This is a genomic window from Brevibacillus sp. BD137 (assembly GCF_041644655.1).
Taxonomy (GTDB): Bacteria; Bacillota; Bacilli; order Brevibacillales; family Brevibacillaceae; genus Brevibacillus; species Brevibacillus brevis_D.
On record NZ_JAOTNO010000002.1, the window covers coordinates 483,716 to 507,160 of the forward strand.

At 46.6% G+C, this 23,445-nt stretch carries 31 protein-coding genes; 12 read left to right on the forward strand and 19 right to left on the reverse strand.

All coding sequences use genetic code 11. From position 1 onward, the window contains the following. Positions 1–107: 107 nt before the first annotated feature. A complete protein-coding gene (locus ODZ53_RS05595; protein WP_016743595.1) occupies positions 108–323 on the forward strand; it encodes a hypothetical protein in 216 nt (71 codons plus the stop codon). A gap of 3 nt (positions 324–326) precedes the next feature. Here ODZ53_RS05595 and ODZ53_RS05600 read toward each other — a convergent pair whose 3' ends face one another. Further along, positions 327–677 carry a DUF952 domain-containing protein gene (locus tag ODZ53_RS05600; protein WP_372676262.1) on the reverse strand — a complete coding sequence of 117 codons (351 nt, stop codon included), beginning with the start codon at positions 675–677 and terminating at the stop codon, positions 327–329. 19 nt (positions 678–696) lie between these two features. Continuing rightward, complete coding sequence (locus ODZ53_RS05605) at positions 697–942, reverse strand: hypothetical protein (RefSeq protein WP_016743593.1); 246 nt, start codon at positions 940–942, stop codon at positions 697–699. A 164-nt stretch (positions 943–1,106) separates the two neighbouring features. On the opposite strand from ODZ53_RS05605, the gene ODZ53_RS05610 reads away from it, so the two are divergent. Together ODZ53_RS05610 and ODZ53_RS05615 are read left to right on the forward strand one after the other, a co-directional pair. After that, complete coding sequence (locus ODZ53_RS05610; protein ID WP_372676263.1) at positions 1,107–2,114, forward strand: glycerophosphodiester phosphodiesterase family protein; 1,008 nt, start codon at positions 1,107–1,109, stop codon at positions 2,112–2,114. Between the two features lie 72 nt (positions 2,115–2,186). Further along, complete coding sequence (locus ODZ53_RS05615) at positions 2,187–2,372, forward strand: hypothetical protein (RefSeq protein WP_015891438.1); 186 nt, start codon at positions 2,187–2,189, stop codon at positions 2,370–2,372. 64 nt (positions 2,373–2,436) lie between these two features. Here the strand turns inward: ODZ53_RS05615 and ODZ53_RS05620 are convergent, their stop codons facing one another. Together ODZ53_RS05620 and ODZ53_RS05625 are read right to left on the reverse strand one after the other, a co-directional pair. Then, positions 2,437–3,489 (reverse strand): P1 family peptidase, encoded by a 1,053-nt coding sequence (locus tag ODZ53_RS05620; protein WP_372676264.1) that lies wholly within the window; start codon positions 3,487–3,489, stop codon positions 2,437–2,439. Further along, positions 3,486–4,046 carry a GNAT family N-acetyltransferase gene (locus tag ODZ53_RS05625; protein ID WP_372676405.1) on the reverse strand — a complete coding sequence of 187 codons (561 nt, stop codon included), beginning with the start codon at positions 4,044–4,046 and terminating at the stop codon, positions 3,486–3,488. The genes ODZ53_RS05620 and ODZ53_RS05625 overlap by 4 nt, the downstream gene beginning before the upstream one ends. A gap of 176 nt (positions 4,047–4,222) precedes the next feature. Here ODZ53_RS05625 and ODZ53_RS05630 point away from each other — a divergent pair, with 176 nt between their 5' ends. After that, on the forward strand, positions 4,223–4,456 hold the full coding sequence (locus ODZ53_RS05630; RefSeq protein ID WP_015891441.1) for a hypothetical protein: 234 nt from the start codon (positions 4,223–4,225) through the stop codon (positions 4,454–4,456). Positions 4,457–4,542: 86 nt separating this feature from the next. Here ODZ53_RS05630 and ODZ53_RS05635 read toward each other — a convergent pair whose 3' ends face one another. Beyond that, on the reverse strand, positions 4,543–4,794 hold the full coding sequence (locus ODZ53_RS05635) for a YolD-like family protein (protein ID WP_372676265.1): 252 nt from the start codon (positions 4,792–4,794) through the stop codon (positions 4,543–4,545). Between the two features lie 183 nt (positions 4,795–4,977). After that, entirely contained in the window at positions 4,978–5,952 is a 975-nt protein-coding gene (locus ODZ53_RS05640; protein WP_015891443.1) for a bile acid:sodium symporter family protein, read from the reverse strand. Positions 5,953–6,131: 179 nt separating this feature from the next. Here ODZ53_RS05640 and ODZ53_RS05645 point away from each other — a divergent pair, with 179 nt between their 5' ends. Then, complete coding sequence (locus ODZ53_RS05645; RefSeq protein ID WP_016743588.1) at positions 6,132–6,368, forward strand: hypothetical protein; 237 nt, start codon at positions 6,132–6,134, stop codon at positions 6,366–6,368. Between the two features lie 136 nt (positions 6,369–6,504). Here ODZ53_RS05645 and ODZ53_RS05650 read toward each other — a convergent pair whose 3' ends face one another. Then, positions 6,505–6,978 carry a YhcN/YlaJ family sporulation lipoprotein gene (locus ODZ53_RS05650; RefSeq protein WP_087349986.1) on the reverse strand — a complete coding sequence of 158 codons (474 nt, stop codon included), beginning with the start codon at positions 6,976–6,978 and terminating at the stop codon, positions 6,505–6,507. Between the two features lie 612 nt (positions 6,979–7,590). Between ODZ53_RS05650 and ODZ53_RS05655 the strand changes: the two genes are divergently transcribed. The 4 genes from ODZ53_RS05655 to ODZ53_RS05670 all read left to right on the forward strand — a co-directional run bounded on the left by ODZ53_RS05655 (position 7,591) and on the right by ODZ53_RS05670 (position 10,602). Continuing rightward, positions 7,591–8,265, forward strand: coding sequence for an O-methyltransferase (locus ODZ53_RS05655; protein ID WP_015891446.1), 675 nt, complete (start codon positions 7,591–7,593; stop codon positions 8,263–8,265). Positions 8,266–8,436: 171 nt separating this feature from the next. Beyond that, positions 8,437–8,928 carry a GNAT family N-acetyltransferase gene (locus ODZ53_RS05660; protein ID WP_372676266.1) on the forward strand — a complete coding sequence of 164 codons (492 nt, stop codon included), beginning with the start codon at positions 8,437–8,439 and terminating at the stop codon, positions 8,926–8,928. Between the two features lie 466 nt (positions 8,929–9,394). Then, on the forward strand, positions 9,395–9,739 hold the full coding sequence (locus tag ODZ53_RS05665) for a YkgJ family cysteine cluster protein (protein ID WP_372676267.1): 345 nt from the start codon (positions 9,395–9,397) through the stop codon (positions 9,737–9,739). A gap of 161 nt (positions 9,740–9,900) precedes the next feature. Beyond that, positions 9,901–10,602 carry a DUF4386 domain-containing protein gene (locus ODZ53_RS05670; RefSeq protein WP_372676268.1) on the forward strand — a complete coding sequence of 234 codons (702 nt, stop codon included), beginning with the start codon at positions 9,901–9,903 and terminating at the stop codon, positions 10,600–10,602. Between the two features lie 96 nt (positions 10,603–10,698). On the opposite strand, the gene ODZ53_RS05675 is transcribed toward ODZ53_RS05670, so the two are convergent. The 12 genes from ODZ53_RS05675 to ODZ53_RS05730 form a co-directional block, all read right to left on the reverse strand. Beyond that, positions 10,699–10,956 carry an HPr family phosphocarrier protein gene (locus ODZ53_RS05675; protein ID WP_016743575.1) on the reverse strand — a complete coding sequence of 86 codons (258 nt, stop codon included), beginning with the start codon at positions 10,954–10,956 and terminating at the stop codon, positions 10,699–10,701. A gap of 33 nt (positions 10,957–10,989) precedes the next feature. Continuing rightward, positions 10,990–11,712 (reverse strand): KDGP aldolase, encoded by a 723-nt coding sequence (locus ODZ53_RS05680; RefSeq protein ID WP_372676269.1) that lies wholly within the window; start codon positions 11,710–11,712, stop codon positions 10,990–10,992. Positions 11,713–11,717: 5 nt separating this feature from the next. After that, positions 11,718–12,833: a DgaE family pyridoxal phosphate-dependent ammonia lyase gene (locus ODZ53_RS05685; protein ID WP_372676270.1), complete on the reverse strand. Its 1,116-nt coding sequence runs from the start codon at positions 12,831–12,833 to the stop codon at positions 11,718–11,720. Between the two features lie 40 nt (positions 12,834–12,873). Next, positions 12,874–13,524, reverse strand: a complete 651-nt coding sequence (locus tag ODZ53_RS05690; protein WP_172142457.1) for a DUF4310 family protein — start codon at positions 13,522–13,524, stop codon at positions 12,874–12,876. Continuing rightward, on the reverse strand, positions 13,524–14,312 hold the full coding sequence (locus ODZ53_RS05695) for a DUF4311 domain-containing protein (RefSeq protein ID WP_015891458.1): 789 nt from the start codon (positions 14,310–14,312) through the stop codon (positions 13,524–13,526). Before ODZ53_RS05695 ends, ODZ53_RS05690 begins: the two co-directional genes overlap by 1 nt. Positions 14,313–14,333: 21 nt before the next feature. Beyond that, positions 14,334–14,672 (reverse strand): DUF4312 family protein, encoded by a 339-nt coding sequence (locus tag ODZ53_RS05700; protein ID WP_015891459.1) that lies wholly within the window; start codon positions 14,670–14,672, stop codon positions 14,334–14,336. Positions 14,673–14,675: 3 nt separating this feature from the next. Continuing rightward, positions 14,676–15,038 carry an SFCGS family glycine-rich protein gene (locus ODZ53_RS05705; protein WP_372676271.1) on the reverse strand — a complete coding sequence of 121 codons (363 nt, stop codon included), beginning with the start codon at positions 15,036–15,038 and terminating at the stop codon, positions 14,676–14,678. Positions 15,039–15,070: 32 nt separating this feature from the next. Next, a complete protein-coding gene (locus ODZ53_RS05710) occupies positions 15,071–15,442 on the reverse strand; it encodes a hypothetical protein (protein WP_372676272.1) in 372 nt (123 codons plus the stop codon). Beyond that, a complete protein-coding gene (locus ODZ53_RS05715; protein WP_372676273.1) occupies positions 15,433–16,578 on the reverse strand; it encodes an amidohydrolase/deacetylase family metallohydrolase in 1,146 nt (381 codons plus the stop codon). The genes ODZ53_RS05710 and ODZ53_RS05715 overlap by 10 nt, the downstream gene beginning before the upstream one ends. Further along, a complete protein-coding gene (locus ODZ53_RS05720; protein ID WP_372676274.1) occupies positions 16,538–18,508 on the reverse strand; it encodes a BglG family transcription antiterminator in 1,971 nt (656 codons plus the stop codon). Before ODZ53_RS05720 ends, ODZ53_RS05715 begins: the two co-directional genes overlap by 41 nt. Before the next feature lie 233 nt (positions 18,509–18,741). Further along, positions 18,742–20,571 (reverse strand): UbiD family decarboxylase, encoded by a 1,830-nt coding sequence (locus ODZ53_RS05725; protein WP_372676275.1) that lies wholly within the window; start codon positions 20,569–20,571, stop codon positions 18,742–18,744. Between the two features lie 73 nt (positions 20,572–20,644). Then, a complete protein-coding gene (locus ODZ53_RS05730; protein ID WP_372676276.1) occupies positions 20,645–21,346 on the reverse strand; it encodes a YjjG family noncanonical pyrimidine nucleotidase in 702 nt (233 codons plus the stop codon). Positions 21,347–21,719: 373 nt separating this feature from the next. Here ODZ53_RS05730 and ODZ53_RS05735 point away from each other — a divergent pair, with 373 nt between their 5' ends. The 3 genes from ODZ53_RS05735 (at position 21,720) to ODZ53_RS05745 (ending at position 23,178) form a co-directional block, all read left to right on the forward strand. Beyond that, entirely contained in the window at positions 21,720–22,247 is a 528-nt protein-coding gene (locus ODZ53_RS05735) for an isochorismatase family protein (protein ID WP_372676277.1), read from the forward strand. A 139-nt stretch (positions 22,248–22,386) separates the two neighbouring features. Continuing rightward, positions 22,387–22,743 carry a DoxX family protein gene (locus ODZ53_RS05740; protein ID WP_372676278.1) on the forward strand — a complete coding sequence of 119 codons (357 nt, stop codon included), beginning with the start codon at positions 22,387–22,389 and terminating at the stop codon, positions 22,741–22,743. A 225-nt stretch (positions 22,744–22,968) separates the two neighbouring features. Then, positions 22,969–23,178, forward strand: a complete 210-nt coding sequence (locus tag ODZ53_RS05745; protein WP_372676279.1) for a CDGSH iron-sulfur domain-containing protein — start codon at positions 22,969–22,971, stop codon at positions 23,176–23,178. Positions 23,179–23,445: the final 267 nt, after the last annotated feature.

The window sequence follows — 23,445 nt, forward strand, 5'->3', positions numbered from 1 at the left end:
CAAAGGGTTATATTCAACACCTTTACCATTGTGCGCCAATCATGGTTTCTTTATGTACCCGTGTTATAATAGAAGAAACGGATTAAACGAAAAAGAGGGTTTCACCTATGGCTTCCTTAGATTTGTTGGAAAGAAAGCTGCTTCGGATCATCTCTGATACCGATCCCGTCCGCCTGAAACGACAATGGGTGAAGGGGCAGAAGGTACCTGAATCCGAAGTGGAACAGCGCATGCGAATCGATCTTCTCTTGCGCAGACTCGACAAGCTACCTGAGGCCAAGCGTCAAGAAGTGCTTGCGCTACTCAAATGGTTTAAATGGTAGAGATTAGCGGATAGACGTTCCCAGACGCCACTGACCGTCTATCCGATTCATTTGCTTTATATCCACGATCGCCTCTTGATTCAGCGGTCCATAGATGTGCGGATACAACAATCCATCCTTCGCAGCCTCGTATTTGACTTCCGAAGTCGTTTTCGTTTCATCGACAACGAGTACATACAACTCCTCGTCAAACTGTGCGTAGACGCGGTTTGCTACCTTTTCAAGCAGCTCGTCCCCTTTTGACGCGTGAATAAAGCCTTCTTGCTCGTAATCGCGCGGTAAGTAGTGATCTTTTTCCATCCACTTTTCCCAGTATGTTTTTGGTACCATGCAGTAAATGATTGAGTCTTGCATGCTTCTCCCCCACATTCGATTATTTTTTAGGCATTGCTTTGTTCAGGTGACGCATAGCTTTATCATAGAACATCTGCTCCATTTGCCCCTGATCGTATCGCCATTGAACGAAGTTACGCAGAGAGTGCAAATCCACCCAGGCATCCTTCGCTTGCGGATTGCGGTCAGGTACCTCTCCCGTTATTTCACCATCGTAGACAAGCTTCGCCATCTCAGCTGGGTGCATGCCGATCTGATAAGCGATTTGATGTAAAGCTATTTTCATGGAACCTCCCCTTGCTCTTCAAGGATACATCTTATCTTCCGTCTATTGTGCCAGTCTTTTCGAATGATGCCAAGCCCCTAGCCCTACTCCCAAAGCATGTACCTTCCTCCCTTGCGTTTTGCTACAATGAACAGAGCATTTTAAGGAAGGGGTGGTATTCCATCATGTCAAAACAACGAAATCAACCTCGAAAGAACTGGCTCCAGCGAAAACGCATCTGGATTCCTCTTCTTTTCATCGCTTTCCTGTTTCTGGGTAACAGCTCTTATCTTGCAAAAGAGCCAGAAGGCGAGCCTTTTTTACTTGCTCACCGGGGAATGGCGCAAACCTTTCATATGGAGAACATCACCAACGAAACTTGTACGGCGGAACGGATTTATCCACCGGAGCATCCGTACCTGGAAAATACAATTCCGTCCATGCAGGCGGCTTTTGATGCAGGCGCGGACGTTGTTGAGCTTGATGTACAATGGACCAAAGACAATCGATTCGCTGTGTTTCATGACTGGACGCTTGACTGTCGGACAAATGGTACTGGTGTCACGAGAGATTATACCTTGGCCGAATTACAACAGCTCGACATTGGCTACCATTATACAGCGGATGATGGGAAAACCTTTCCCTTCCGTGGAAAAGGGATTGGCATGATGCCTTCGCTCGATGATGTGCTACAAACATTCCCTAATCGCTCGCTGCTTATCCATATCAAAAGCAATGACCCACTCGAGGGGAAAGCGTTGGCGGATGTTTTGGCGACCTTGCCTGCAAAACGACTGGCACAACTCTCTGTTTATGGCGGTGACGAGCCCATCGAGACATTGAAACAACAACTGCCCCAGCTGCGTGTGATGTCAATGGCAACAATGAAAAGCTGCCTGATCCCGTACATCGCTGCAGGTTGGTCCGGATATGTACCACAGGCCTGTGCACAAACCCAATTACATATTCCTGATCAGATTGCCCCATGGCTCTGGGGTTGGCCGAATCGGTTCATGGCTAGAATGGAAGCAAAAGACACCCGCGTGATCCTAGTCGCAGGCAGTGGAGAGGTGTCACAAGGCTTTGATGTCCCGAATGATTTAAAACGGGTGCCTGAAAGCTTTACAGGGGGAATATGGACGAACCGGATCGATCTGATCGGTCCAGCTTTTCACGAAAACGCAGAAAAATAATGAAACGGTTCTTCAACATATTCGTATATACTTATACGTAATACACTTCCAACCTAACTAGGAGTGATTGATATGCTCAAGAAGCTTTTAAAAAATTTACTCGGTAATCACTCATCTTCGCATAAGCACCGGAAATACAGCAGCAGCGATTACAAGCATCGCAGAAAGTACAGCTCCAGCAATCGGTACGGACATTCCCATTACGGCAGCTCTCATTATAAAAGAAAGCGCTCCAGCCGTAGCTTTTTCAGTAGTTAAACAATTGTTTAACACAAATGATCAGACAACAAAACTCCGCTTGCGATTAGCGGAGTTTTTTCATTTAACGAGACATGATTTCTACGAAACGATCTAGTGGCAATGCATGTACGGTTCTGTTTTTCTGCCCTTGTATCGTTTCCGCCATCAACATGGAGTTCAGGATCGCTTCCTTGACCGCTTCGATCGCTGCTTCAAACAGTGCATCCAGTTGTTCGGACGGAAACATTTTCACTGTGCTCATTTGCTCGTCGCCATATGAATAGCAATTTCCTGTGGAGAAGGTCAGAAAGAAATCACCACTGCCCTCCTCACCAATCGCGCCGAGCTGTGCCATCGCGAGTGACGCTCGCTTGGAAATGCGCTTGCATTGTGTCGGCAAGAGAGGTGCGTCTGTCGCAATCGTGACTAAGAAAGAACCATCATTCTCAGGTGTTACCCACGGCAAAGGAACTTCATTTTCGGAGATCAGCTGGCCCACAGGAATGCCATTCACGTTCAAATCCTGTCTCCTGCCAAAATTCGTCTGCACCAACGCCCCGACAGTAAAAGTTCCACATTCAGTGTCGACGATGCGTGAGGAGGTTCCGATTCCGCCCTTGAATTCGAAGCAGATCATCCCGGTACCTCCGCCCACATTGCCTTCCTCGACATGTCCTGTACGAGCCTCTACAATCGCTTCTTCCAAATCCTCATACTGAATCTGCGTCTTTTCGAGATCACTTAACCAACCATCCCATGTCTCCGCGACGATTCCGTTAGAAAACGGTTCAAGTCCCTCGATTTTTCTCGTCGCACGAGCAAGATGATGATGTGCCAATCCTAGCAGATGGCTTCCCGTAAATACGATGGGTGTCACCAGCGTACCCGTCTCTTCTATCCAGTGACTTCCTGTAAACTCTCCCGTACCGTTAAAGGAGAAAAAACCAGCAGGAAAATGCTGCCCCTCCAAATGTCCGTCGTTGGGAACGATCACCGTGACACCCGAACAAACGTCTTCCTTGTTAATTGTTTTGTGTCCGACCCTCACTCCTTTTACATCCGTAATTGCATTATACGCACCTGGGATCCCCGTCCCAATCAATACTCCACATTCTCTCGCTCGTTTTCTCGTCATGTTACGCTCCTATCATTTTTGAATCTTCCCATAATAATGGTGTTGTAGTAATTGCCATCGGAAAGAACTTTGTCGTTTTTGAGTACTCCTTCGATTTCAAAACCAAACCGTTTGTACAGCTCAATTGCCTTCTCATTCGTTTCCATTACATTCAACGTCATTTTGGTAATGTGGTTGGCGTCTGCCCAGGCAACCGATTCTTGCAAGAGATTCTTCCCGATGCCATAACCCCAGAAATCTTGTGATACGCATACACCAAACTCTACTTTGTGCGCAAATCTGTTTAAGTAAACACCTGCACATCTGGAAAACCCGACAATTCGCTCTTGAACAACAGCCACTAAAAACAAATTTCTTGGGCTCTCTGCATCCGTTTTGATGATGTCCTCGAATCCTTGCCCATCGATGAAAGCCTCTCCTCTTTCTCTGTCCAAATTTTCAGTCTCCCCATCGATTTGCAGTCGAAGGTCCGACAACTGTTGTGCATCTGTTTCCATTGCAGAGCGAATCGTGTAGGATAACCCGTTCACAGAAAGTAGTTGCTGGCTGATTATCATCATTTTTCTCCTATTGGTAAAATTTCGGTCTTTTATTTTATCATAGGTAGAAGTCTTTGTGAATCTTCTCTCTTCCTAAAGAGAAGGAAACTACATTGGGTTTACATAATATTTATTATGTTTACTTATACGTCAACCTGTGGATATGCTACAATAAGGAAAAGGAGCGTGCTCGCATGAATTTTTCTAAATCATTTTATTATACGGTCAACCATTCCAAGGTAGAAGAATATAAGAAGATGCTCGATCTAATGAAAATCCCCTACATCGTGGAAGCACCGATCGTTTTGCTGAATCAAGGAGCGAATGAATACTCCTTCGTTTTTCCTAACATGTCAGGTCGTCTTTATGGAATGGTGAGCAAGTTGTTTCAAGCGGATGCGAAGCCATATCCGAAGAAAGGTACATAAGCAAAAAAAAAAGACCCAATCATTGGGTCAAAAAACGAAGTGGAGAGAATACAATCGATTTTCATGTAAGGTCTCCGTACGTACACCTATGCATGTACATGGATAATTTTCTCCATCTCGATCCATTGACTCCCCGTTTGGTTCGCTAATTGAACACGTCTCGCCTTCGGGTCTACCCATTTGACCACACCCCACATGCTGCATGTATTCCCCCGCTCCCCCTCAAAGGACACACACCAGCTCACATTTAAGGGATAATTCTCTCTACCCGAATCTCGCAGCATGTACATAAATGCCTCTCTTTCTTCGTGCGTTACTTCAAGATTGCCGTTAGCCACGCTTTTCCACCCGCCTACTTACGAACATTTACATCCAAATCCTCATCCTTGTGTGGGAAGTTGTACTTACATTATAGTGAATGCGAACATAAGTTCGCAACTCTTTTTTTAGCCACTCCTATCCTCAGGTTGTACCAAGAAAAAAGCCGTTTTCCCAGTGGCTTTGGAAAACGGCTCTTACTTTTAGCTTGATAGTTCCTGTGGTTGAGGTTGCGGTCTTTTCTCGACCAGCTCCAAAAACTTTCCGAAGGTAGAAGCGAGTATTTGCTGAAAAAGCATACCGAGAACAACTGGGAGAGCAACAGGCGCCGGAAAGTACGTGATCGCCATCACTGCCCCTGCACTAATGTTTCGCATTCCACTGTTAAAGGTTAACGTGACAATCACATCGCGCTCCCACCCGAACAGCTTTGCGATCCCCCACCCCATCAAATAACCTAAAATGGCTACTACCAGTACAAGGACTGCCATTCCCACCAGTTTAGCGTCCATCATATGAAAGTAAGACGAAACCATCGAGCTGTTGATCGCAACGACAACACCCATTCCCATCTTCGAAAATGGCGCTAATTTTGGTGCCAACGTTTTTTTGACGTTCCCTTTTGACAAATGATTGAGCAGCATACCAACTAGCGACGGCAACACAATCATATAAAATAAACCCTTCATCAGTTCTGCCAAATCCATCTCGACGGTTGCCCCTAAAAACAAGGACATCCCCAACGGAACAATCAATGGAGAGAGCATCGTATCCAACAATATAATGGATAGCGTCAGGGCGATGTTCCCGAAATAAATCGATGACCACAAAAAGCTCGTGATCCCTGTGGGAATTAAGGCCGCCAGCAAAAAGCCCGTGATGACATGGATATCATCTGGATAAAACAACCGAGCCATTGACCAGGCAACAAGCGGCATAAGTGCATGAAGAATCAACAAGTTGACAATTAAAGGGAGTGGTCTGGTCAGTACCTTTGCAAATTCTTTAAATCCTGAACCCAGACTGCCGGTAAATGTCATGAAGGCAAACACCCAAGGAGACAAAAAAGCAAACGGTTGCAAATGTGTCCCGGCTATTACGCCAATAGCAACACTACTCGGCGTTAGTATGGGCATGATTTTCTCAAGAAATCGATTCAGTTTGGCTAACCCATTCATTTGATACACCTCAAGTCTCGTCCTTTGATGCTAGTGATGTGAGGTATGTTATCATGAACGGATTATTGTTACAAGACCAAAGTTCATTATTAGATTGCATACACATCATTTTATTCGCATTTTCACCTTGCATACTTTCGCGCATGGGAGTAAAGCCTATGACGGAAAGGAGGTATTTTATGAACGGAATGGATTGGGTAGAATTTATCCGAAAAACCGAAGATAAGATGTATCACCTCCATCGAGCGATAGATGGAATCTGTAATGATCCCGACTATAAGGAATCCATTACGACCTTGACGGAAGTGGTAAGAGATTATCAAGTCCTTGTGGAAAAAGCCAAGGGTGAATTACGCGGCATCGATCTCCATCGAGATCGAGAACGCGCTCATCATTACGATCGTGATCACTACTAGCTGATATAGACTCCCAGTCAGGGAGTCCTTCTTTGTTCATTGATCACAGAACCTTCATTTTCTATTCATCATTCTGTCAAATCAAACGACAAAAACCTCACTCTACCCATGCAGTGTGTGAGGTTTGGGAAATGGGCTAGCCCTTCATTTTCTTTTCAATTTCTTTTAAGGATTTCTTCTTCTGGCATGCCTCTTTTACATCGGTTGGCCACCGTTCGTCACTCAGCCTTTGCAAATCTTTTAACAATCGCTTGTCAGCTGTCACATGAATATTGGCATCTGGGAAGGCCTCTTTTAATTTCTTTCCGACTTCTTTTTGAATCGATTCCAGCTTGAACCGATTAAAATTCGTTACTTGAATAGCCACATCGAGCTCTTTATCGATTTGCACAACCACGATTTTGTCTATGCCCTTCACGCTAGCCGTAATCGATCTCGCTCGCTCTTCCCATTGATAATGTCTCACGGGAACAGGCATGCACAACGGCTCCGCTTCCGCTTTTTGCTTCGTCTCTGTACCAGATTTCTTCGTTTCCGTACCAGATTGCTTCGTACATCCCGTTACGGTTAAAGCAAAAGCCAGTGTCAGCACCACGAAAGTTGCGCGCACACAAAACACCTCCTGACCAAGATCACCTGTTACTAGCTTGACCTTGAACGGAGGAAGTATGTAAAAAAAAAGCGGTGACTCCTCTGCATAATTTGAGTCACCGCGGACCCCAAGAACATTTCAAGTCCTATGTACAAGGATATTAAAAATCGCATCGAAACGCGATAGGAGATAACTGGATATGAAACGGAACAAAAAAAATCCCAACCAACAAAAAGTGGTTGGGGCGTACGGGGTAGTACGCGTATGTCATACGTGAATGATATAATCATATAGGACTTATTTTCTGTTGACAACGAACAATAATAGGCACATTTACCTATAGATGGAACAAAAAAATGGCGCCGACTTAGACTGCCTCAATTAGTCGGACGCGTAAAATAATATCCCCAAGGTTGGATTATACTAGTTAGCTTGGATTACTTTTCTATTATCATGAAAATTCAGCGTTCACGCTATGCGAAAATTATGGTAACAGGTGAAAATCTTACCTTTAGAGCTTGATCGACCATAGAATCCCTCCGCTGAAATGTGTTAATTGTTACAAAAAAGCCAGCCAGAAGTTGCTAATCGTGTTATGATATCCCTGTAAATTCTTGAGGAGTTGAGATCATGAATAGAGAGCAATGGACAGCGGTCGATCACTATTTTACGGATAAACTACTGGAAGCCGATTCCGTTCTAGACACAGTCCTTCAAGAGAACGCAGCTGCAGGTCTTCCAGCTATTGATGTAGCACCCAATCAAGGTAAATTCCTTCATCTGTTAGCACGGATTCAAGGCGCTCGTTCGATTTTGGAAATTGGCACTCTCGGTGGATACAGTACCATCTGGCTAGCCCGCGCACTTCCTGCGGACGGTCGTCTCATTACTCTTGAATATGATCCAAAGCATGCAGAAGTTGCACAATCGAATATTACTCGCGCAGGACTGGATCAAATCGTAGAAGTGAAGGTCGGACTTGCCCTGGATTCTCTCATCCAACTACACAAAGAAAATCAGGGACCTTTTGATCTTATTTTTATCGATGCAGATAAAAAAGGAAACCCCGACTATTTCCAATGGGCATTAAAGCTCTCTCGCAAAGGTACTGTGATTATCACGGATAATGTTGTACGAAGTGGTCAAGTCGTGGACGAAACAAGCACGGATCCCAATATTGTCGGCGTACGTCAATTCACCGATTTGGTAGCTGAAGAAAAGCGTGTTAGTGGAACCGTTGTACAGACAGTTGGCAGCAAGGGCTATGATGGCTTTGCGATCATGCTTGTCACTGAGGAGAACTAGTTTTTTCACTTTCAAAGGTTGTAACGAGTAGGAGTGTGTACATCTTGTTTAGCTTTGGTTTACCTAGCGTTATGCTCATCGCTAATGTCATTTTGGTTCTCACGGTACTCTCGTTGATTATCAAAGTGTTGGTGAAGAGAGAGTAGCTGATGTATTTGGAGGTGCTTTTCCTTGGAGCCATTATGTGATCAGTCCCTTACTTTGCGAGAAGTAACAGAGGCAGATCTCCCTATATTTTTCACCCAGCAATTGGACAAATCCGCACATGAGATGGCTGCTTTTACTGTCAAGGACCCAGAAGATAGGGACGGTTTCATCGCTCATTGGACGAGGATTTTGAACAATGATTCGATTGTGAAAAGAGCCATTCTCTTGAATGGGCAGATTGTTGGTAATGTTTCGTGCTTTGAGCTGTTTGGCTTACCTACGATTGGATACTGGATAGACAAAAGCTTTTGGGGCAAAGGAATCGCGACAAATGCACTTACTCTCTTTTTAGAGGACCTCGGACTACGTCCTGTATATGCGCGTGTCGCCCATGACAACATCGGATCCATTCGTGTGTTAGAAAAAAACGGTTTTCAGCCTTTCGGTGTCGATCGGGCATTTTCGGAAGCACGAAGCGAAGAAGTGGAAGAACTCATTCTGATCAAACACACATGAGGTTCGAAGCGCTTTCCGTGAGCGCTTCCCTTCTTTATATCCAGCGATCATTTCAAAATCGAAAGGGACATCCTACCCTTTTGACCAGCCTTTTAAATATTCTGTGGCGATACGCGAAAAGGCTACTGGGGACGATGAAGAGTGCAATGGTGAGTGGTTGTATGTTTTGACGAAATAAACAAGAAAACTGGGGCTTGCTCCGTCAATGACTTCCCCGATCTTAGATGACCGGTGATGGACCCGTCCGAAGTATCGTACAGTTCGAAACCAACTCGAATGTTTCGAAAAGCATTCGTCAAAATCTTCCTACATGTGCTATAATAGAAGTACAGTTTTTTTCTTCCCGAATTTTTGAATCACCCACACAATTGAATGCAGTAGTTCCTAAGATGATCTCCTGAATGAATGAGGATCATCTTTTTTGTTTTTTCTAGCAAACATCACATGACGAAAGGTTGTAGATGATATGAATACTTTGCCTTGCCAAGGCTGTAAAGGATTGTGCTGTGGGCCTGTTCCCATAACAGAAAAGGAAGTTAAAATGATACACAAGAAATTGAAAGCGCTTCCAAATAAACTCCGTGACGATCTGAAAAATCAACCGAGAATGTTTGGGACTTGTATCTTCTACGACATGCAAAAAGATCAGTGTGGCATTCATAGCGTTCGACCGGAAGTGTGTCGCGCTTTTGGATATCACAAAGACCTTGTCTGTTTTCGCAAACCGGAATTGGCGACGAAAGAAGCACTGACCTTCAAGGAGAAACCGATTGGGTACTTGAGTATTGATTTTACTTGGAAGCATTTTTAAAGATAGGGAGCAAATCATGGATCTCAACTGAATAATAATGTTATAGACTGCCTCATTGAACTATACTCCTCTTTACCCTCTACTTGATACGCGATAAAAAATGCCGAGGAAGGCAGCATCTCTTCATCCGCCAAAGGTAGTGTATGAGAAGGAGGCAAATTATGTTGAGGAAGAGTACAAATGCAGGTAGAAGGTCTGCAATAATGACTGGGGTGTTATTAATAGCCGGATTGATTACAGGTATATGTAGTGTTGTACCTGTAATAGATGGAGCAGACTACCTTGTCATGGCTTCTCCAAATGAGAACCAGGTACTACTAGGAGCGTTTTTCCAATTGTTAATGATTGTTGCCTATGTTGGTATTCCTGTTTTGGTGTATCCGTTGTTAAGTAAGCACCATAAAGGGTTAGCTCTAGGATCTGTTGCTTTTGGCATCATTGCGGGTGTGTTTATTATTCTAGGTGTAATCATTCTTCTGTTGCTATTGACAGTAAGCCACGAGTTTGCAAAAATCGGAACTTTGCATGTATCGTATTTTCAGACTCTGGGTGGATTGTTGCGGGAAGGACGTGATTTGGTGAACCATGTGGCAACGACACTGGCATTTGTTTTAGCTATGTTCTTGTTCAACTACATATTTTACCAAACAAGACTAGTTCCACGTTGGCTGTCAGTTTGGGGGCTTATTGGGTCAACATTGTCCATAGTAGTAAGCCTATTATTTATGATTCGCTTCATCGGGCTGGATACAACTTATATGGTGTTGAACATTCCAATAGCCTTTCAACAATTGGCTTTGGCTATATGGCTTATCATGAAAGGATTCACCCCAACAGAACAGGATTTGAAACGTTCCATGTAAAATACGCAATTTCTGTTGATACAATTGAGAAAGGGATCTCTCAAGGCGTTTCACTTGAGACATCCCTTTTTTCTTTATACACATTCACGCATCCCTTTACTCCACACTTACCAAAACGCGCTCCAACGCATCCAACGCCTGTTCTGCATCGGTACCATCCGCAGTCAAGACGACTGATTGTCCTTTCGACACAGCGAGGGACATGACGCCGATGATACTCTTGGCATTCACCTTCTTCTCCTCTTTGTTCAATCCGATTTCACTGGAAAAAGATGCTGCTACTTTCACAAACAAACTAGCCGGACGCGCGTGTAATCCCTGTGCCAACTGGACGATGACCTGTCTCTCTCTCATTTGATTCACCCCTATCCCTTTCTCGTAAAATAGCTACAGGCCTTCTATAGCCGTCAGCAGTTCTTCTACCTGATCCAAACGAGTCAATCCCGTTTCCTTGTCAACGATCGATGTATAAATGTGTGGAATGACCTGCTTGGCACCAGCTGCGAGGCATACCTCCACAATCGGCCGAATCGAAGCAGCATCGATCCCGCCAGTCGGCTCAAAAACGGGAATCCCGTAACGTACGGCTGCTTCTGCCATCGCCTTGATTTCATTCAACCTTTCCAACCCGTCGACTGGATAAAATTTGACCGAGTGTACGCCAATCTCCGCCAGCATCGCGGCGGCTGCATCGCAAGAGAGCAATTCTGCCACTTTGTTGCTCATTGGTCCCGTGGTGACTTGAACCTTTCCTGGTTGCCCACCGGGGGCAATCAATGCATTCACGATGGTATGTGAGTTGCCGACTGCCTGTAGCCCCCCGAGCGTATAGCCTGCTGCCGGAAATACCTGATTGACGTGATCCGGTTGTGTCTGCACCGCGACTTCAGCGACCTTTTTCCATTGCGTAGGATCACCTGCGCCCAGCCCTACAGACACGGGTACACCTGCTTGCTGGTATTGTTCAACAGCCGTTATTGCTGCTTCTACGGACGCAAATCCTTTGACCAAGATCCCGATCAAAGCGCGGCCATCAGCCATGGCACATATTTGTTTTGCGTTTTCTACATCCCTTGCCAAAACGTTTAAACGAATTTTTTGTGTGCCCACTTTTGTTATTCTCCTTCGCCTTGTTTTTGCAGCAGTTCATTCATTCGTGCTGCAATGATGTGTTCTTGCCCTTCATGAAACGGTCGTGGATCAAAGGCGATCACACCCGTATTCACATAATGGTTACGGGTAAAAATAGCTGGATTTCCTTGCTCCAGTTGGCGTGTAAGCTCGCGAGCAGTCATTCCCGTCACTCGTTCGTCAAGCTGAACTTGCACACGATAGATCTCCCTGCCAGCCTCATCCTGTGCGATCCCTGCTTTCACACCGGGCAAGCTGTTCAGTTCTCCTGCCAGCCACTCCACTCTCCTGCGTTGCTCGGTAACATTTTGCTTTTCGGGATCGTACTGTCCAAGCGCTGCAAGTAAACCCGCAATGGCTTCCTTTCCTACCTTCATGGCGCGACCAACGCCTTTATATTGCGCGCGACATGCGGCAACCAGATCGGCACGACCTGCGATAAACCCAGACGTGGGTCCGCCGATTGCTTTTCCGCCACTGTAAATGACCAGATCGGCCCCCATCCCCACGTAACGCCGCAAATCCTCCTCCGCCGCTGCGTCTACAATGACCGGAAGTCCAAACTCCTGACCGAGTTGAATCATCGCGTCTAACGACTGCATCCCTTTTTGAATCGCATGGTGAGATTTGACATAGAGCAGTGCTGCGGTCTGATCATCAATGGCTCCTCGCAAATGGTCTGCTTCTACGTGATTGGCATGCCCGACCTCTACGCATTTCCCTCCGCCCAGTGCAATCATCTGTTGAACGGAAGCACCGAAATGCACCGCGTGTCCTTTTTGGATGAGAATCTTGTTTTTCATCCCTTCGGAAAAAGGAAGCCGCTCGATCAAGCTCAGATGGCAACCAGCTATGACAGCCGCCACACTAATGGCAATGCCCGCAGCTGCTCCAGAGGTAGGACAACCGTCTTCTGCCCCGGTCGCCTCAGCGATATGACGACCTGCCACAATCATCAGCTCGCTGATTTCTACATAATCCATGGCGGCTTCTCCCATGGCCTGTGCAATAGAAGGATGGACGGCACTCGCACCCAATGCCGTCATCTTACCGCTTGCGTTAATGACTTGCTTCAACCCTAGCTGCTGATAGATTCCCATGGTTTGCCCATCCCTCCTGTGAAAACGCTTCGCTCTTCCCTCATTGTGTCGGGATCGGGAAAATGGCGCCGAGGATCATGGCCCCGATAATCGCACCACCCGCAATTGGTTTGTTGTAATAGTAGAAAATCGCTGCTCCAACTGTTGCACCGAGTCCAACTGGAATCGAAGCCATAATCGCAGAAATGATAATCAATGGACCTAAGTAACGCCCTGCTGCGTTTCCGGCTCCCATCATGACATCGGCACCAAAGGTGGAGTTCGATGCGTTGATCGTATACTTCCGAATCAAAATAATCACGGTACCAATGATAAAGCCCAAGAGCGCACCTGTCGCGAGCGCCAAAGGAAAAGAAGTCAACGGAGCTGTAAAGCCCGCTCCCAGCATCAACGCTGGAACGCCAATCCCAATACCTGTTTGCAACGAACCTCCAATATCGAGAATCCCAACCAACGGTCCCTCCAAAATACGAGCAAACAAAAAGCTCGCACCAAACGCGGCAGCCGCACCATATCCGCCACCCTTGATCCCCGCCTCGAGCATCGCAACGATGGCGATATCGTTAAAAGCCCCGACATGATACACATAGTAAAGATGAGTACCCGCAAAGATTCCTGAAGCCAAGCACGCCACAAAGAGGGGAAATGCCCATTCTGAATACCAAAACCCTTTTGCCTGCAATTCACCCATTACTTTTTCACCACCGATCCGAATGTTTCGTGTAGCTCTATCAACCACTGTGGAATTTCCACGTACATACTCTTCAAGAGTGCGACATCAAAACCGCGGAAGAAGCCACTGAATACAAACAAGAGAATGACTGCAATAAACATGGATTTGGTAATTTTGTTCCAACCACTGTCATCCAAACCTTTACCGATCAAAATACCCAAGACGATTCCAGGCACTGCATTCCCCATGACCAAGTGCGACAAACCGCCCAAGACCGTTCCCCAAATCCCCGTCCGTTTGCCTGCATCCATCGCCGCCATCCAGAACACAATCGGCATAATCGGGTTGATCAACCAGTTCGCAGCCGGGACGAGTACCTTCGTCGCTACGAGCTGCATCGATTCGGGAATTGCCGTTGCAGTGGAATTCAACACGGTGACCACAACGACACCGACTGCTGCTCCGGCAATCGCCATTTGTTTCGGATTGTGCAGCGTTTCTGCGACATTCTTGTTGCGCCAAAGCAACAATGCCGCCGCCCAGTTCGGGATGACGCGATGATCGACATCTTGCGTCAATGCACCAGCACCAACAACAGACGCCCATGCGTTAAACAAAAAGCCAAGACCAAATGAAAAGTGGGAAATGGGATCGCCTGCACATGCGTTCAGCTCTCCAAAAGTCCGGAATGCTCCCATCCCCTGAACATTGGGTGCATGGAACATCCTCGCTGCCCCCGCACCAACCCCGAAGCCGACCAATGCCCCGATGACGATCGACTTCAACACAATCATCAATGTAACCATAAAGCTACCCCCTGTCTGCTTCTATCGCTGACGAACCAACTGCCCCATACCCGCCGTCGTCTCGGTCTGCTGCTGAAACGTTATGTTTTCTACCTGGACCAGACCCAGCCTAACTTGAATATCTACGGTGATGTCATACCGCGTCCGTTTACGGGGGAAAAACAAACCCAAAAATCGCTCATGCTTCACTATTTCTGTCGCAGACACAATGGAAACCCCTACAGGTTCGATTCGCACGACCAAATCATTCGTTTGTCTGGCCACTACATGCTTGATTTGGGAAAAAATCTTGTTGAAGGCTCCTTCTTTCGTATCGCCACTGCCGGATAATCGCAAGGTCTGCGTCGTCTCCGTGTACATCGATTACTTCCCTCCCAGCTTGATGTATTCTTCCGCCATGCGTCTGCCCAGCTCTTCTGTGTCCATGAAGCCAAAGCCAATCACTTTTTTGCCACTACGCAAGGCAGTAACCCCAGCATCTACTGAGCGCAAGCCGTACTCGACTGGAAAACCATACTTGGTCTTGGCTGTCAGTGCCCCAGCCCCACCACTACCGCAAAAGGACAGCCCGAGGTCTGCGCTCTCACTGACCATGACATCCCCTACCTTCATATCCGCGCCAACACCTGGAATGACGATCGCGGTCCCGCCAGCTGCTTCGATTCCTTTTGCGATGTTCTGTCCTTTTCCGAGACGATCACCAATCACGATTTTTACTTTAGACATATGCAAAACCTCCCTATATTCACAGCAATGTTTTAAGCTGGCCCCATCTGCATGGCACGGATCGCTTCAAAATGAACTGCCAATAGAAACGCTTCTGTATCATCTACCTGCCACGGACCCTTTTCTTCCGCGAGGACTTTGTGCGAGAGCATGACCATATCGGGATGAATTTCAGCGAATAACTCCGCTTCAATTACGGGTAGCCTTTCACCGTTTGTCATCCGACGCACAAATGCCAGTACATGAGCACCGATGGCCAGCCAGCGATCTCGCGGTATATGAATCTCCATGAGGCGAAACTCCTCCTCGATTTTCTGGAGAATTCGTTTGCATTCAGAAATTTCAGATATATATTCTCGTTTTGTCTCAGCCAGTTCCTTGAGAATGTCATCAATCATTTGCATGTCAGTACCTTTCCTGAAGTAATCGCTTGATAAGCCACTACTCTTTGCATTGTCTCCATCGTTTCTTGTTCACTGTCCGTCAAAATTGTCCGCTCTTTTTTGAGCTGCAAAATGGATACGTCCGCGCATGCCCCTACTTTCAACGTCCCGATCTCGTTTTCCAGCCCGAGAATTCGTGCGGGCGCATACGTACTCGCCGCTATCACCTCATCGAGCGCGTAGCCCATGGCGAGAAACTTCGTGAGTGTGTGCGTCAAGCTGTGCACTGGACCATCGATGTTACGCTGGTGAACATCCGTGCTAATGACATGTGGCGTAATACCCTGGGCCTGCGCATTACGCAATGTTTGGAAGCTAAAGCTCGCTTCGCCGTGCCCGATGTCCAGTAAGACTCCCCGCTCCAATGCGTCTTGAGCCTCTGGAATCAACTCGCCTCGTTCGTCGAACATCCCTCCTTTTTTCCCATGAAACGCATGTGTCACCACGTCTCCTTGGTCTAGCAGAGGCAATATTTCCGTGAGTTTTGGCGGAGCGTTTCCGATGTGCACCATCATGGGTACGCCCGCTTCCCTCGCTGCTTCCTTGGCTACGAGTAAGGGTTGAAGCCCGTTTTGCTTGACGACAGAACCGCTCATGCGGGCTTTTATTCCTCGTACGATCGGCTGTTTTCTGATTAGGGCTACCGCTTCTCTCGGGGTTAACCGCGACATGTCTGCGAGCTCCCCACCACCTGTGCACAAGCCATCCCCTGAAATGTTCAGAAATGCCAGAACACGAGTAACAGAAGGGTGCACTGCTTCTTCAAGAAAAGCATCAAACGACCATAGCCCGACACTGCCAGCATCTACTACGGTTGTCACTCCTTGTTCGACCCCGACCCGATCCGCGGCTACGCCCAAACTCGTCTTTGTCGGAAAAACGTGAGCGTGCAGATCGATCAAACCGGGTGTCACCACATATCCCTCTGCCTCGATCGTCTCCTTGCTTTCCAGATACATCCCTTGATCGTTGGTTGTCTTCCCTTTCTCATACAACCCAACGATTCGCCCTTCCCGAATGGCAAGATCATAGTGCCCGTTCAGGTTCTGGGAAGGATCAATGACCCGTCCGTTGCGTATGAGTAGATCCACTTTCACTTTCTACCGCCCCTTCTCCTGAAAAATAGCGCATAATGGCTGTCACCTCACTAGACGGAACTTGGAGGTTTGCCTCAGCCATCAATTGATTCAGCTTTTCACGCCATGCCTTCCATTCTTTTGATTCTGCCTCACCCAACGATTCCCACTCCTCCTGATAGGGTGAGCCAAAAGCTAATCGATTCACCATCAGCAGCAGGTGCAGCGTCAGTCCGCTTGCCGTTTGTTCCGTTACGTACTCACGAAAAGCAGTCACGATTTTTTGACTGATCTCATACCCTTTGCAGATGACATCCTGAGACAACCTCTCCACCACTGGCAAATCTGACGGATTGAGATCAGTAGTCATCGTGGGAAACCAAGCTTCCTTGCGACCATTCACAGTCTGCTGTCGATTTCCTCCCTCCACTTGTAAGGCTTCCAGACAATTCTGAATCTGGTTGATATCTTGGCGGGTTGGAAGAGGGCTGACAATCACAACAGGCACCTCGGCTTTGATCGGTAGAACACTGATGATGACATCCACGCGACGACTCGCCAAATACTTCTCTACCTCTGTGCTGGAACACAGGCCTACGACCCGAAGTGAACGCAATTCGCTTTCGAGGTACGTTTTCAAAAACCGAGAAGTCCCTCTGCCTGTTCCGCAAACGACGAGCGCATCTGCCTTTTTCTGCTCCAGCCAGCGATCATATCCCGCTTGGAAATGCAAGACAAAGTAAGCAATGTCTGCATCGAGCCAATAGACCCCGCGCTGCCAAAACACTTCTTCGCAAGAGCGTTTGACTGCATCAAACATGCGTGCGTATGAACGGCGAATTTCCTCTGTCAGTGGATTCGCAAAAAGAACTCCCTGGCGATAACGGTTCAAACTGTCATCCAGGTGAGCAAAAAGCAGTCTCATCAGCTCCTGATCCTCGTGCAACGGTGCCAGCATCCGGTTACTAACCGCTTCCGTCAGTTCTTTGGTTGTCTGGAAAACGTCCAAAACAATCCTCCCTGCTCGCGCCTCTCTTGGCACCTGTTCGGTCCCTAACAGTGGAAGGCACGCATACGCGATCTCGTGTTCGGGAATATCGACGTGCAATCGCTGACACAATGCTCGAACCTCGTGTGAAAACAGCTCGTACCCGCTCCAATGCCTCGCTTCTCCCAGCTCGGCATCATCCGCCGTGACCAATTGGCCCCGCTGTACACGATGAACGACAATACATAAGCGAATCAGTAAACTAATCAGTGCTCGGTCTGCCAGCGTCTCCGCAGCAGCATTCATCCATGCTTTGATGCTGTGAATAATCTCCCCTAATTCTGCACGGCTGATCAGCCACTTCTCCAATAACGGACCCGTTCTCGCTTCTTGTCCATTTTCTAAAAACATCCCCTGTACCATCCGATACATGTCGATTCCATCCAACAGATCGTGAATCAAGTTTTCGAGGGCATACCGCTTGTGCCGCTCACTCCCGTCTACGCGCACACCATACCTTTGCTTCGTGACGAGCTCGAGACGCCAGCCATCGAGCAGCTTTTCCGCGTCCTTCACATCGGCAACAACGGTATTGCGACTGACTCCCATATGGTCAGCCAAATCGTTCATCCGCTGATACCCTTCCGACAGCAGAAGAATGAACAAAAAATGCTTGACCCGATCCTTTTGCGGCAAAATGAGCGTCTTGCTGTCATCCCTTTGCAAATTTTCCTTCAAAGCATTTCGATGCTCTTGTTCTTCCGTGATCCACAGCCCTTTATTCGGTTGAGAATGGAGGATGACATTTCGTTCCTTTAGCCATTGCCTGACGTTATCCAGATCGTACTTGACGGTGCGTTCGCTTACCTGGAAATCGCGCGCGACGTCCTTAATTTTCAGCGGATAGTAGCTGTCGAGTATCACCTTCAGTAATGCATGGGAACGTGTGGTTAAAAAGACCATTCCTTTCTCCTTTCCATAAAAAGCTGTGTCCTTGCTTGAGATTCATTATAGAAAACGCTTTCTCGGTGGTAAAGAACGATTCCTTTCCCCATCAATCGTGCAATTTTTGCAATTATCAGTTCGATTCGACAGCAATCTTCCATTCCGGTCGCTTGATAGGCTTTTGGGCTGATGGAAGCTCACATAAAAAGGTCCGCAACGAAAGGTTACGGACCTCTACTTTTAGGCGAAGCTTACAGGATTCCTCCCAAGCTCGCACCTTTAACAAACAGTCGTTCGATATTTTTCTCGACAGTTGGATCTGGTACCAATGGCGGTGCTTGATGTGGCTTGGTACGGGCATCAATAATCAAATTATCGCAGCCCCAATGCTTGTTCTCGTAGTAGCTGTTCACGCCATAAATGTCGTGGGATGGATTGCTTCGTGTGAAGGTTGCCCACAGGAAGTTTTGTAGCGACGCGCTCATAAAGGTACTGTCGTCACAAAGGATAATCATCGGGCAAGACGGGATCGGTCCTCTTGCTTGAATCGCGTCACACAGATTCTGTAATTGCTGCTGGGCGTTTGCATAATCTGTAAAAGCAGGACCCTGGATCGACACCACACCTGGCATAATCAGGCGGGCATTCTCAAACTCTCGCAAATCCTTCAGCTCATCCGGCACCTCTTTGCACAGCTCTCGTTTTTGATCGCCGTAAGCTGCGAGGACAACCTTACTGCCGCTGTTTAAGCCCGTTCCCGAATAATCCAGCGTATCAATGGTCGTGTTCGTATAAAAATGAACATCGCGATGCAGATCGATTCTTTCCAAAATATAGGTCATAAAATCAACTTCATCATGCGTCGTCAATGGTCGGTTTTCTTCTGCGGTAATGAATAAATACTTGGCTAAGCTCAATTGACCCGTCCCTAAAATACGGTTGGCAATGGTGAGCATCTCCGTCGGTTGTTTGACTTGTTGATATGGCGTATAGCGCTCGCTTCCGATGGCAAACAACAGAGGATGTACACCGGCCGCATCTACTGCGTGGACTTCTTTTACACCCGGGATTTCTTGTTTGATCGCATCGCCCGTTAACTCGTGAATCAACTGACCAAACGATGTATCTTCTTGTGGCGGACGGCCTACAACCGTGAATGGCCAGATGGCATTCGGCTTGGCGTACACTTTCTTTATCTTCATCACAGGGAATGGATGGATCAGACTGTAATAACCCAGATGGTCACCGAACGGTCCTTCTGGTTTCGTATCTCCAGGATAAATATCTCCTATGATGACAAAATCCGCATCATTACTTATGCAGTAACCATCGATATAGCTGTAGTGAAAACGGCGCCCAGAGAGCAAACCTGCAAAAGTAATTTCGCTCAAGCCTTCTGGCAGCGGCATTACAGCCGATAAAGTATGGGCAGGCGGCCCGCCAACGAAACAGCTTACTTTCAGCGGCATCCCCATTTTGGTCGCTTTAGCTTGGTGGACACCGATTCCACGATGGATTTGATAGTGCAAGCCAATTTCTTTGTTTACTTCATACTCATTACCAGTCAGCTGCACACGGTACATACCCAAATTGGAATTCATGATTCCAGGCTTGTCCGGATCTTCCGAATAAATTTGGGGCAGCGTGACAAAAGCTCCGCCATCCATCGGCCAGCTTTGGATAAGTGGAAGGTCCGTTATGCTGATTTCCTGTGCAGTTACTGGCATGCTAGTGGATTTTTTTGCAGGCAATGCTTTCAGAGCAGCAAAGCCGTTCTCGATATTTTTAAATGGCTGCTTTAGCGCTTTCATCGGATCATTGCGCATAGCGATGATATTTTCAGCGGCTTGCCAGGTGCTTCTGAAAATAAACTTGCTGCGCTCGATTGTGCCAAATAGATTGGATACCGCGCGAAATTTTGAGCCTTTTACATTTTCAAACAGCAATGCTGGTCCGCCCGCTTCGTAGACCTTCAAGTGAATCGCGGCCATTTCTAAGTAGGGATCTACTTCTTCCCGAATACGGACCAAATGTCCGTGCCTTTCCAAATCAAGGATGCACTCTTCCAAATTCTGATACATATCTATAGGGCTCCAATCACTAGATTCTAGATTTACCTGTAGATCAATACCTTCTCATCATACAGGAAAGATCCTACAAATTCACGATACCCTTCCGCACAATTTCTTGAAGCTCGCTCAGTTCTCTGATTTCGTACGTCGGCTGAATGCTCGTCTGATTTTCCTTGCCCTGAGGATTGAACCAGCACGTATCAATCCCGTATTGGGCCCCCCCTTGTATGTCAGAGGTCAGGGAATCTCCCACCATCAATACGTTCGCCTTCTCCGTCCATTGCAATTTGGAAAACGCGTAGTCAAAAATTTCCCGATCGGGCTTTTTGTAGCCGACCTCTTCGGAAATAATCAGATGCTCAAAAGAGTTGCAAAGCGGTGAAGCGGCAATTCTTGCTGTTTGCACAGAGGCGAACCCATTCGTAATGATTGCCAAACGACAACCCTCCAAACTGTTGCATAATTCAACCGCTCCCGGTACCAAATGCACTTCTTTGCCCAAGGATTCGAGATAGGCACTGCCAAACGCCTCTGCATCGACGTCTAGCTGAACAGCTTTGAAAAGTCTCCGAAATCTCTCTACGCCCAGCTCTGCTAGAGTGATCCGCCCCTTTTCTAAATCCTCCCACAATCCTTTACTGATCTCTTTGTAAGTCGCTCCATAATCAGAAGATCCCGTAGCAAGTCCAAACTGGGAAAACGTCTTTTGCAAAGCATTTTCTTCTGTCGTTTTGAAGTCAAGAAGTGTATCATCTACATCGAATAATATGACTTGATAGCGCATGGCAACCTCCAGAAATCTTTACTGATCAAGTATTCGTACAAACTAGACCTTTCTATCATATCAAAAACAGAAGGCTAAACTGCATACAAAAAGCCTCGAACTGTACTAGTCGAGGCCGTGAAGGCGAACTGGTGCACATTATTTTCTGATTCTGCGAGTACTTCTTTACCTTCACTCGTGGAAGAAGAGCCTTGTGTTTCTAACGTGGAAAACACGGATGAAGTACTTGAATTGGTTGAACCACATCCCGTCACAAAAATGAAAGCCACAAGTATGAATGCATAAGAAATGGAAACGCTCAGTATTTACTTTGCAGGAAGCACACGCTTTCCCACCGAATGATCTATCTACATGATAGAAGGAAGGTGAAGCAATGAACGCACTCTTAGTTATTGATGTGCAAAACGGAATTGTGAATGGTGGGGATTACAAAGAGGAACTTATTTTGATGGAACAAGTAATCAAGGATTTTAAAGAGCGCAATCGTCCTATCATTTTTATCAGACATATCGATGCTGCAGAAGAAAGTCCACTGAATAGAAGCTCTATCGGTTCTGAAATACACCCTCCATTTAAAGACTATTCCGACTACTTGATCGAGAAGCAAACCCCTAGTTCTTTCTTCCAAACGGAGCTCACACAAACTTTAGAAAAGTTAGGGGTCAATCATCTTTTTATGATCGGTTTTGAGACGGAATTTTGTTGTATGTTTACGGCCATCGCTGCCTATGATCGCGGATATAAGGTGACGTTCATTAAGGACGCAACTGGAACAACAAATACCGCCGAATCATACGACATGCAAGGTTTAGACATTAAACGATTTGTAGGAACCGTTCTTCGTTGGTCGAGTGTCATCGAAGTAGTAAACTACGCCGAGTACGCTGAAAAATATAAGTGATGTGAGCAGACACTTTTAAAGTAGGAACCTGATGATAGACGATCCTTTGCAGAACGTTCAGTCATTGCTATATGACAAAAGATGTCATAATGGACGGCTTATACTGAATCCAACAACGAAACGATTGGAGGATTTCAGTATGAAAAGTCTGCGTACTTTTGCAAAATGGGTAATGATTGTAGGGTTGTGCTTGATGTTCGTTTTCTCTGGTATTTACAAGCTGATTGGTCATCCAGAGGCCACACTCGCTTTCCAAGGATTCGGGTTTCCCCCTTGGTTCCAAGTTGTAATCGGTTTGGGAGAAGTACTCGGCGGGCTGGGTTTATTGCTGAAAAAGTATGCGCGTTACGCCGCCTATACACTCGCAGTCATTATGCTTGGTGCTACAGTCACTCTGCTTTTACATGGTGACACATCTACTGTAGTGATTCCGCTTGTCTTACTCTTTGTTTTCTTGCTGATCGGTCTACGCCGATTTAATCCTTCTGCTCGCTAAAAAGGCCGCCAGTTCCCACCCGTAACCAGGTGAGGAGCTGACGGCCTCCCGCTTTTTTTCAAGCTCACTCGTTTACAAATGCTTCTTTATAAAGTGTAGGATGGTTTGACCTTGTGCGGTAAGAATCGCTTTCAGGCTCTTCCCATGTAGAGAAGAATTATTTACCACATACCCTTCTGCCCGAAATCATAGTAGGTAAAGATAGTAAAAAAGGAGGGATGACATGTGGACCAAGAAAAAGTAACCATCAAGATTAATGACAATGGATCCATTCGCGTTACTGGTGCAGTTGAGCTACTGGATGGAGCAGGTGACAAGTATGAAGTCGGTTCATCTTTTTCGCTCTGTCGATGCGGTCAATCCGAGAAAAAACCGTTCTGTGATGGCACGCATAAACAAGTGGGCTTTGAAAGTGCACCACGAGCAAAAGCATGAACCGAAAGAGCGCAGATGCGCTCTTTTTTTCTTCTCAATCTCACTTTAAGTCAAATTGTTTCCCCATCGAACAATTGGTATAATTTTGAAAAGCATTCCTAGAAAGGTTTTGATTACGCGCTGTACGGAGTAATTTTTGTAGTCGCTTTGTTTCATCCATAACCCGAATCGATATTTTTATTGATTGACGGCGTTTATTTTTTATACCTATGATAAAGACAATCCGATCCAGACGTAATGACGGAAGAGCTTTCCTTCGTCACTGAT

Bases quoted from the DNA above. Each gene is read 5' to 3' on its own strand.
- ODZ53_RS05595 (WP_016743595.1), top strand. From the start codon at position 108: ATGGCTTCCTTAGATTTGTTGGAAAGAAAGCTGCTTCGGATCATCTCT.
- ODZ53_RS05600 (WP_372676262.1), bottom strand. From the start codon at position 677: ATGCAAGACTCAATCATTTACTGCATGGTACCAAAAACATACTGGGAA.
- ODZ53_RS05605 (WP_016743593.1), bottom strand. From the start codon at position 942: ATGAAAATAGCTTTACATCAAATCGCTTATCAGATCGGCATGCACCCA.
- ODZ53_RS05610 (WP_372676263.1), top strand. From the start codon at position 1,107: ATGTCAAAACAACGAAATCAACCTCGAAAGAACTGGCTCCAGCGAAAA.
- ODZ53_RS05615 (WP_015891438.1), top strand. From the start codon at position 2,187: ATGCTCAAGAAGCTTTTAAAAAATTTACTCGGTAATCACTCATCTTCG.
- ODZ53_RS05620 (WP_372676264.1), bottom strand. From the start codon at position 3,489: ATGACGAGAAAACGAGCGAGAGAATGTGGAGTATTGATTGGGACGGGG.
- ODZ53_RS05625 (WP_372676405.1), bottom strand. From the start codon at position 4,046: ATGATAATCAGCCAGCAACTACTTTCTGTGAACGGGTTATCCTACACG.
- ODZ53_RS05630 (WP_015891441.1), top strand. From the start codon at position 4,223: ATGAATTTTTCTAAATCATTTTATTATACGGTCAACCATTCCAAGGTA.
- ODZ53_RS05640 (WP_015891443.1), bottom strand. From the start codon at position 5,952: ATGAATGGGTTAGCCAAACTGAATCGATTTCTTGAGAAAATCATGCCC.
- ODZ53_RS05645 (WP_016743588.1), top strand. From the start codon at position 6,132: ATGAACGGAATGGATTGGGTAGAATTTATCCGAAAAACCGAAGATAAG.
- ODZ53_RS05655 (WP_015891446.1), top strand. From the start codon at position 7,591: ATGAATAGAGAGCAATGGACAGCGGTCGATCACTATTTTACGGATAAA.
- ODZ53_RS05665 (WP_372676267.1), top strand. From the start codon at position 9,395: ATGAATACTTTGCCTTGCCAAGGCTGTAAAGGATTGTGCTGTGGGCCT.
- ODZ53_RS05670 (WP_372676268.1), top strand. From the start codon at position 9,901: ATGTTGAGGAAGAGTACAAATGCAGGTAGAAGGTCTGCAATAATGACT.
- ODZ53_RS05675 (WP_016743575.1), bottom strand. From the start codon at position 10,956: ATGAGAGAGAGACAGGTCATCGTCCAGTTGGCACAGGGATTACACGCG.
- ODZ53_RS05685 (WP_372676270.1), bottom strand. From the start codon at position 12,833: ATGGGAATCTATCAGCAGCTAGGGTTGAAGCAAGTCATTAACGCAAGC.
- ODZ53_RS05690 (WP_172142457.1), bottom strand. From the start codon at position 13,524: ATGGGTGAATTGCAGGCAAAAGGGTTTTGGTATTCAGAATGGGCATTT.
- ODZ53_RS05695 (WP_015891458.1), bottom strand. From the start codon at position 14,312: ATGGTTACATTGATGATTGTGTTGAAGTCGATCGTCATCGGGGCATTG.
- ODZ53_RS05700 (WP_015891459.1), bottom strand. From the start codon at position 14,672: ATGTACACGGAGACGACGCAGACCTTGCGATTATCCGGCAGTGGCGAT.
- ODZ53_RS05705 (WP_372676271.1), bottom strand. From the start codon at position 15,038: ATGTCTAAAGTAAAAATCGTGATTGGTGATCGTCTCGGAAAAGGACAG.
- ODZ53_RS05710 (WP_372676272.1), bottom strand. From the start codon at position 15,442: ATGCAAATGATTGATGACATTCTCAAGGAACTGGCTGAGACAAAACGA.
- ODZ53_RS05720 (WP_372676274.1), bottom strand. From the start codon at position 18,508: ATGGTCTTTTTAACCACACGTTCCCATGCATTACTGAAGGTGATACTC.
- ODZ53_RS05725 (WP_372676275.1), bottom strand. From the start codon at position 20,571: ATGTATCAGAATTTGGAAGAGTGCATCCTTGATTTGGAAAGGCACGGA.
- ODZ53_RS05730 (WP_372676276.1), bottom strand. From the start codon at position 21,346: ATGCGCTATCAAGTCATATTATTCGATGTAGATGATACACTTCTTGAC.
- ODZ53_RS05735 (WP_372676277.1), top strand. From the start codon at position 21,720: ATGAACGCACTCTTAGTTATTGATGTGCAAAACGGAATTGTGAATGGT.
- ODZ53_RS05740 (WP_372676278.1), top strand. From the start codon at position 22,387: ATGAAAAGTCTGCGTACTTTTGCAAAATGGGTAATGATTGTAGGGTTG.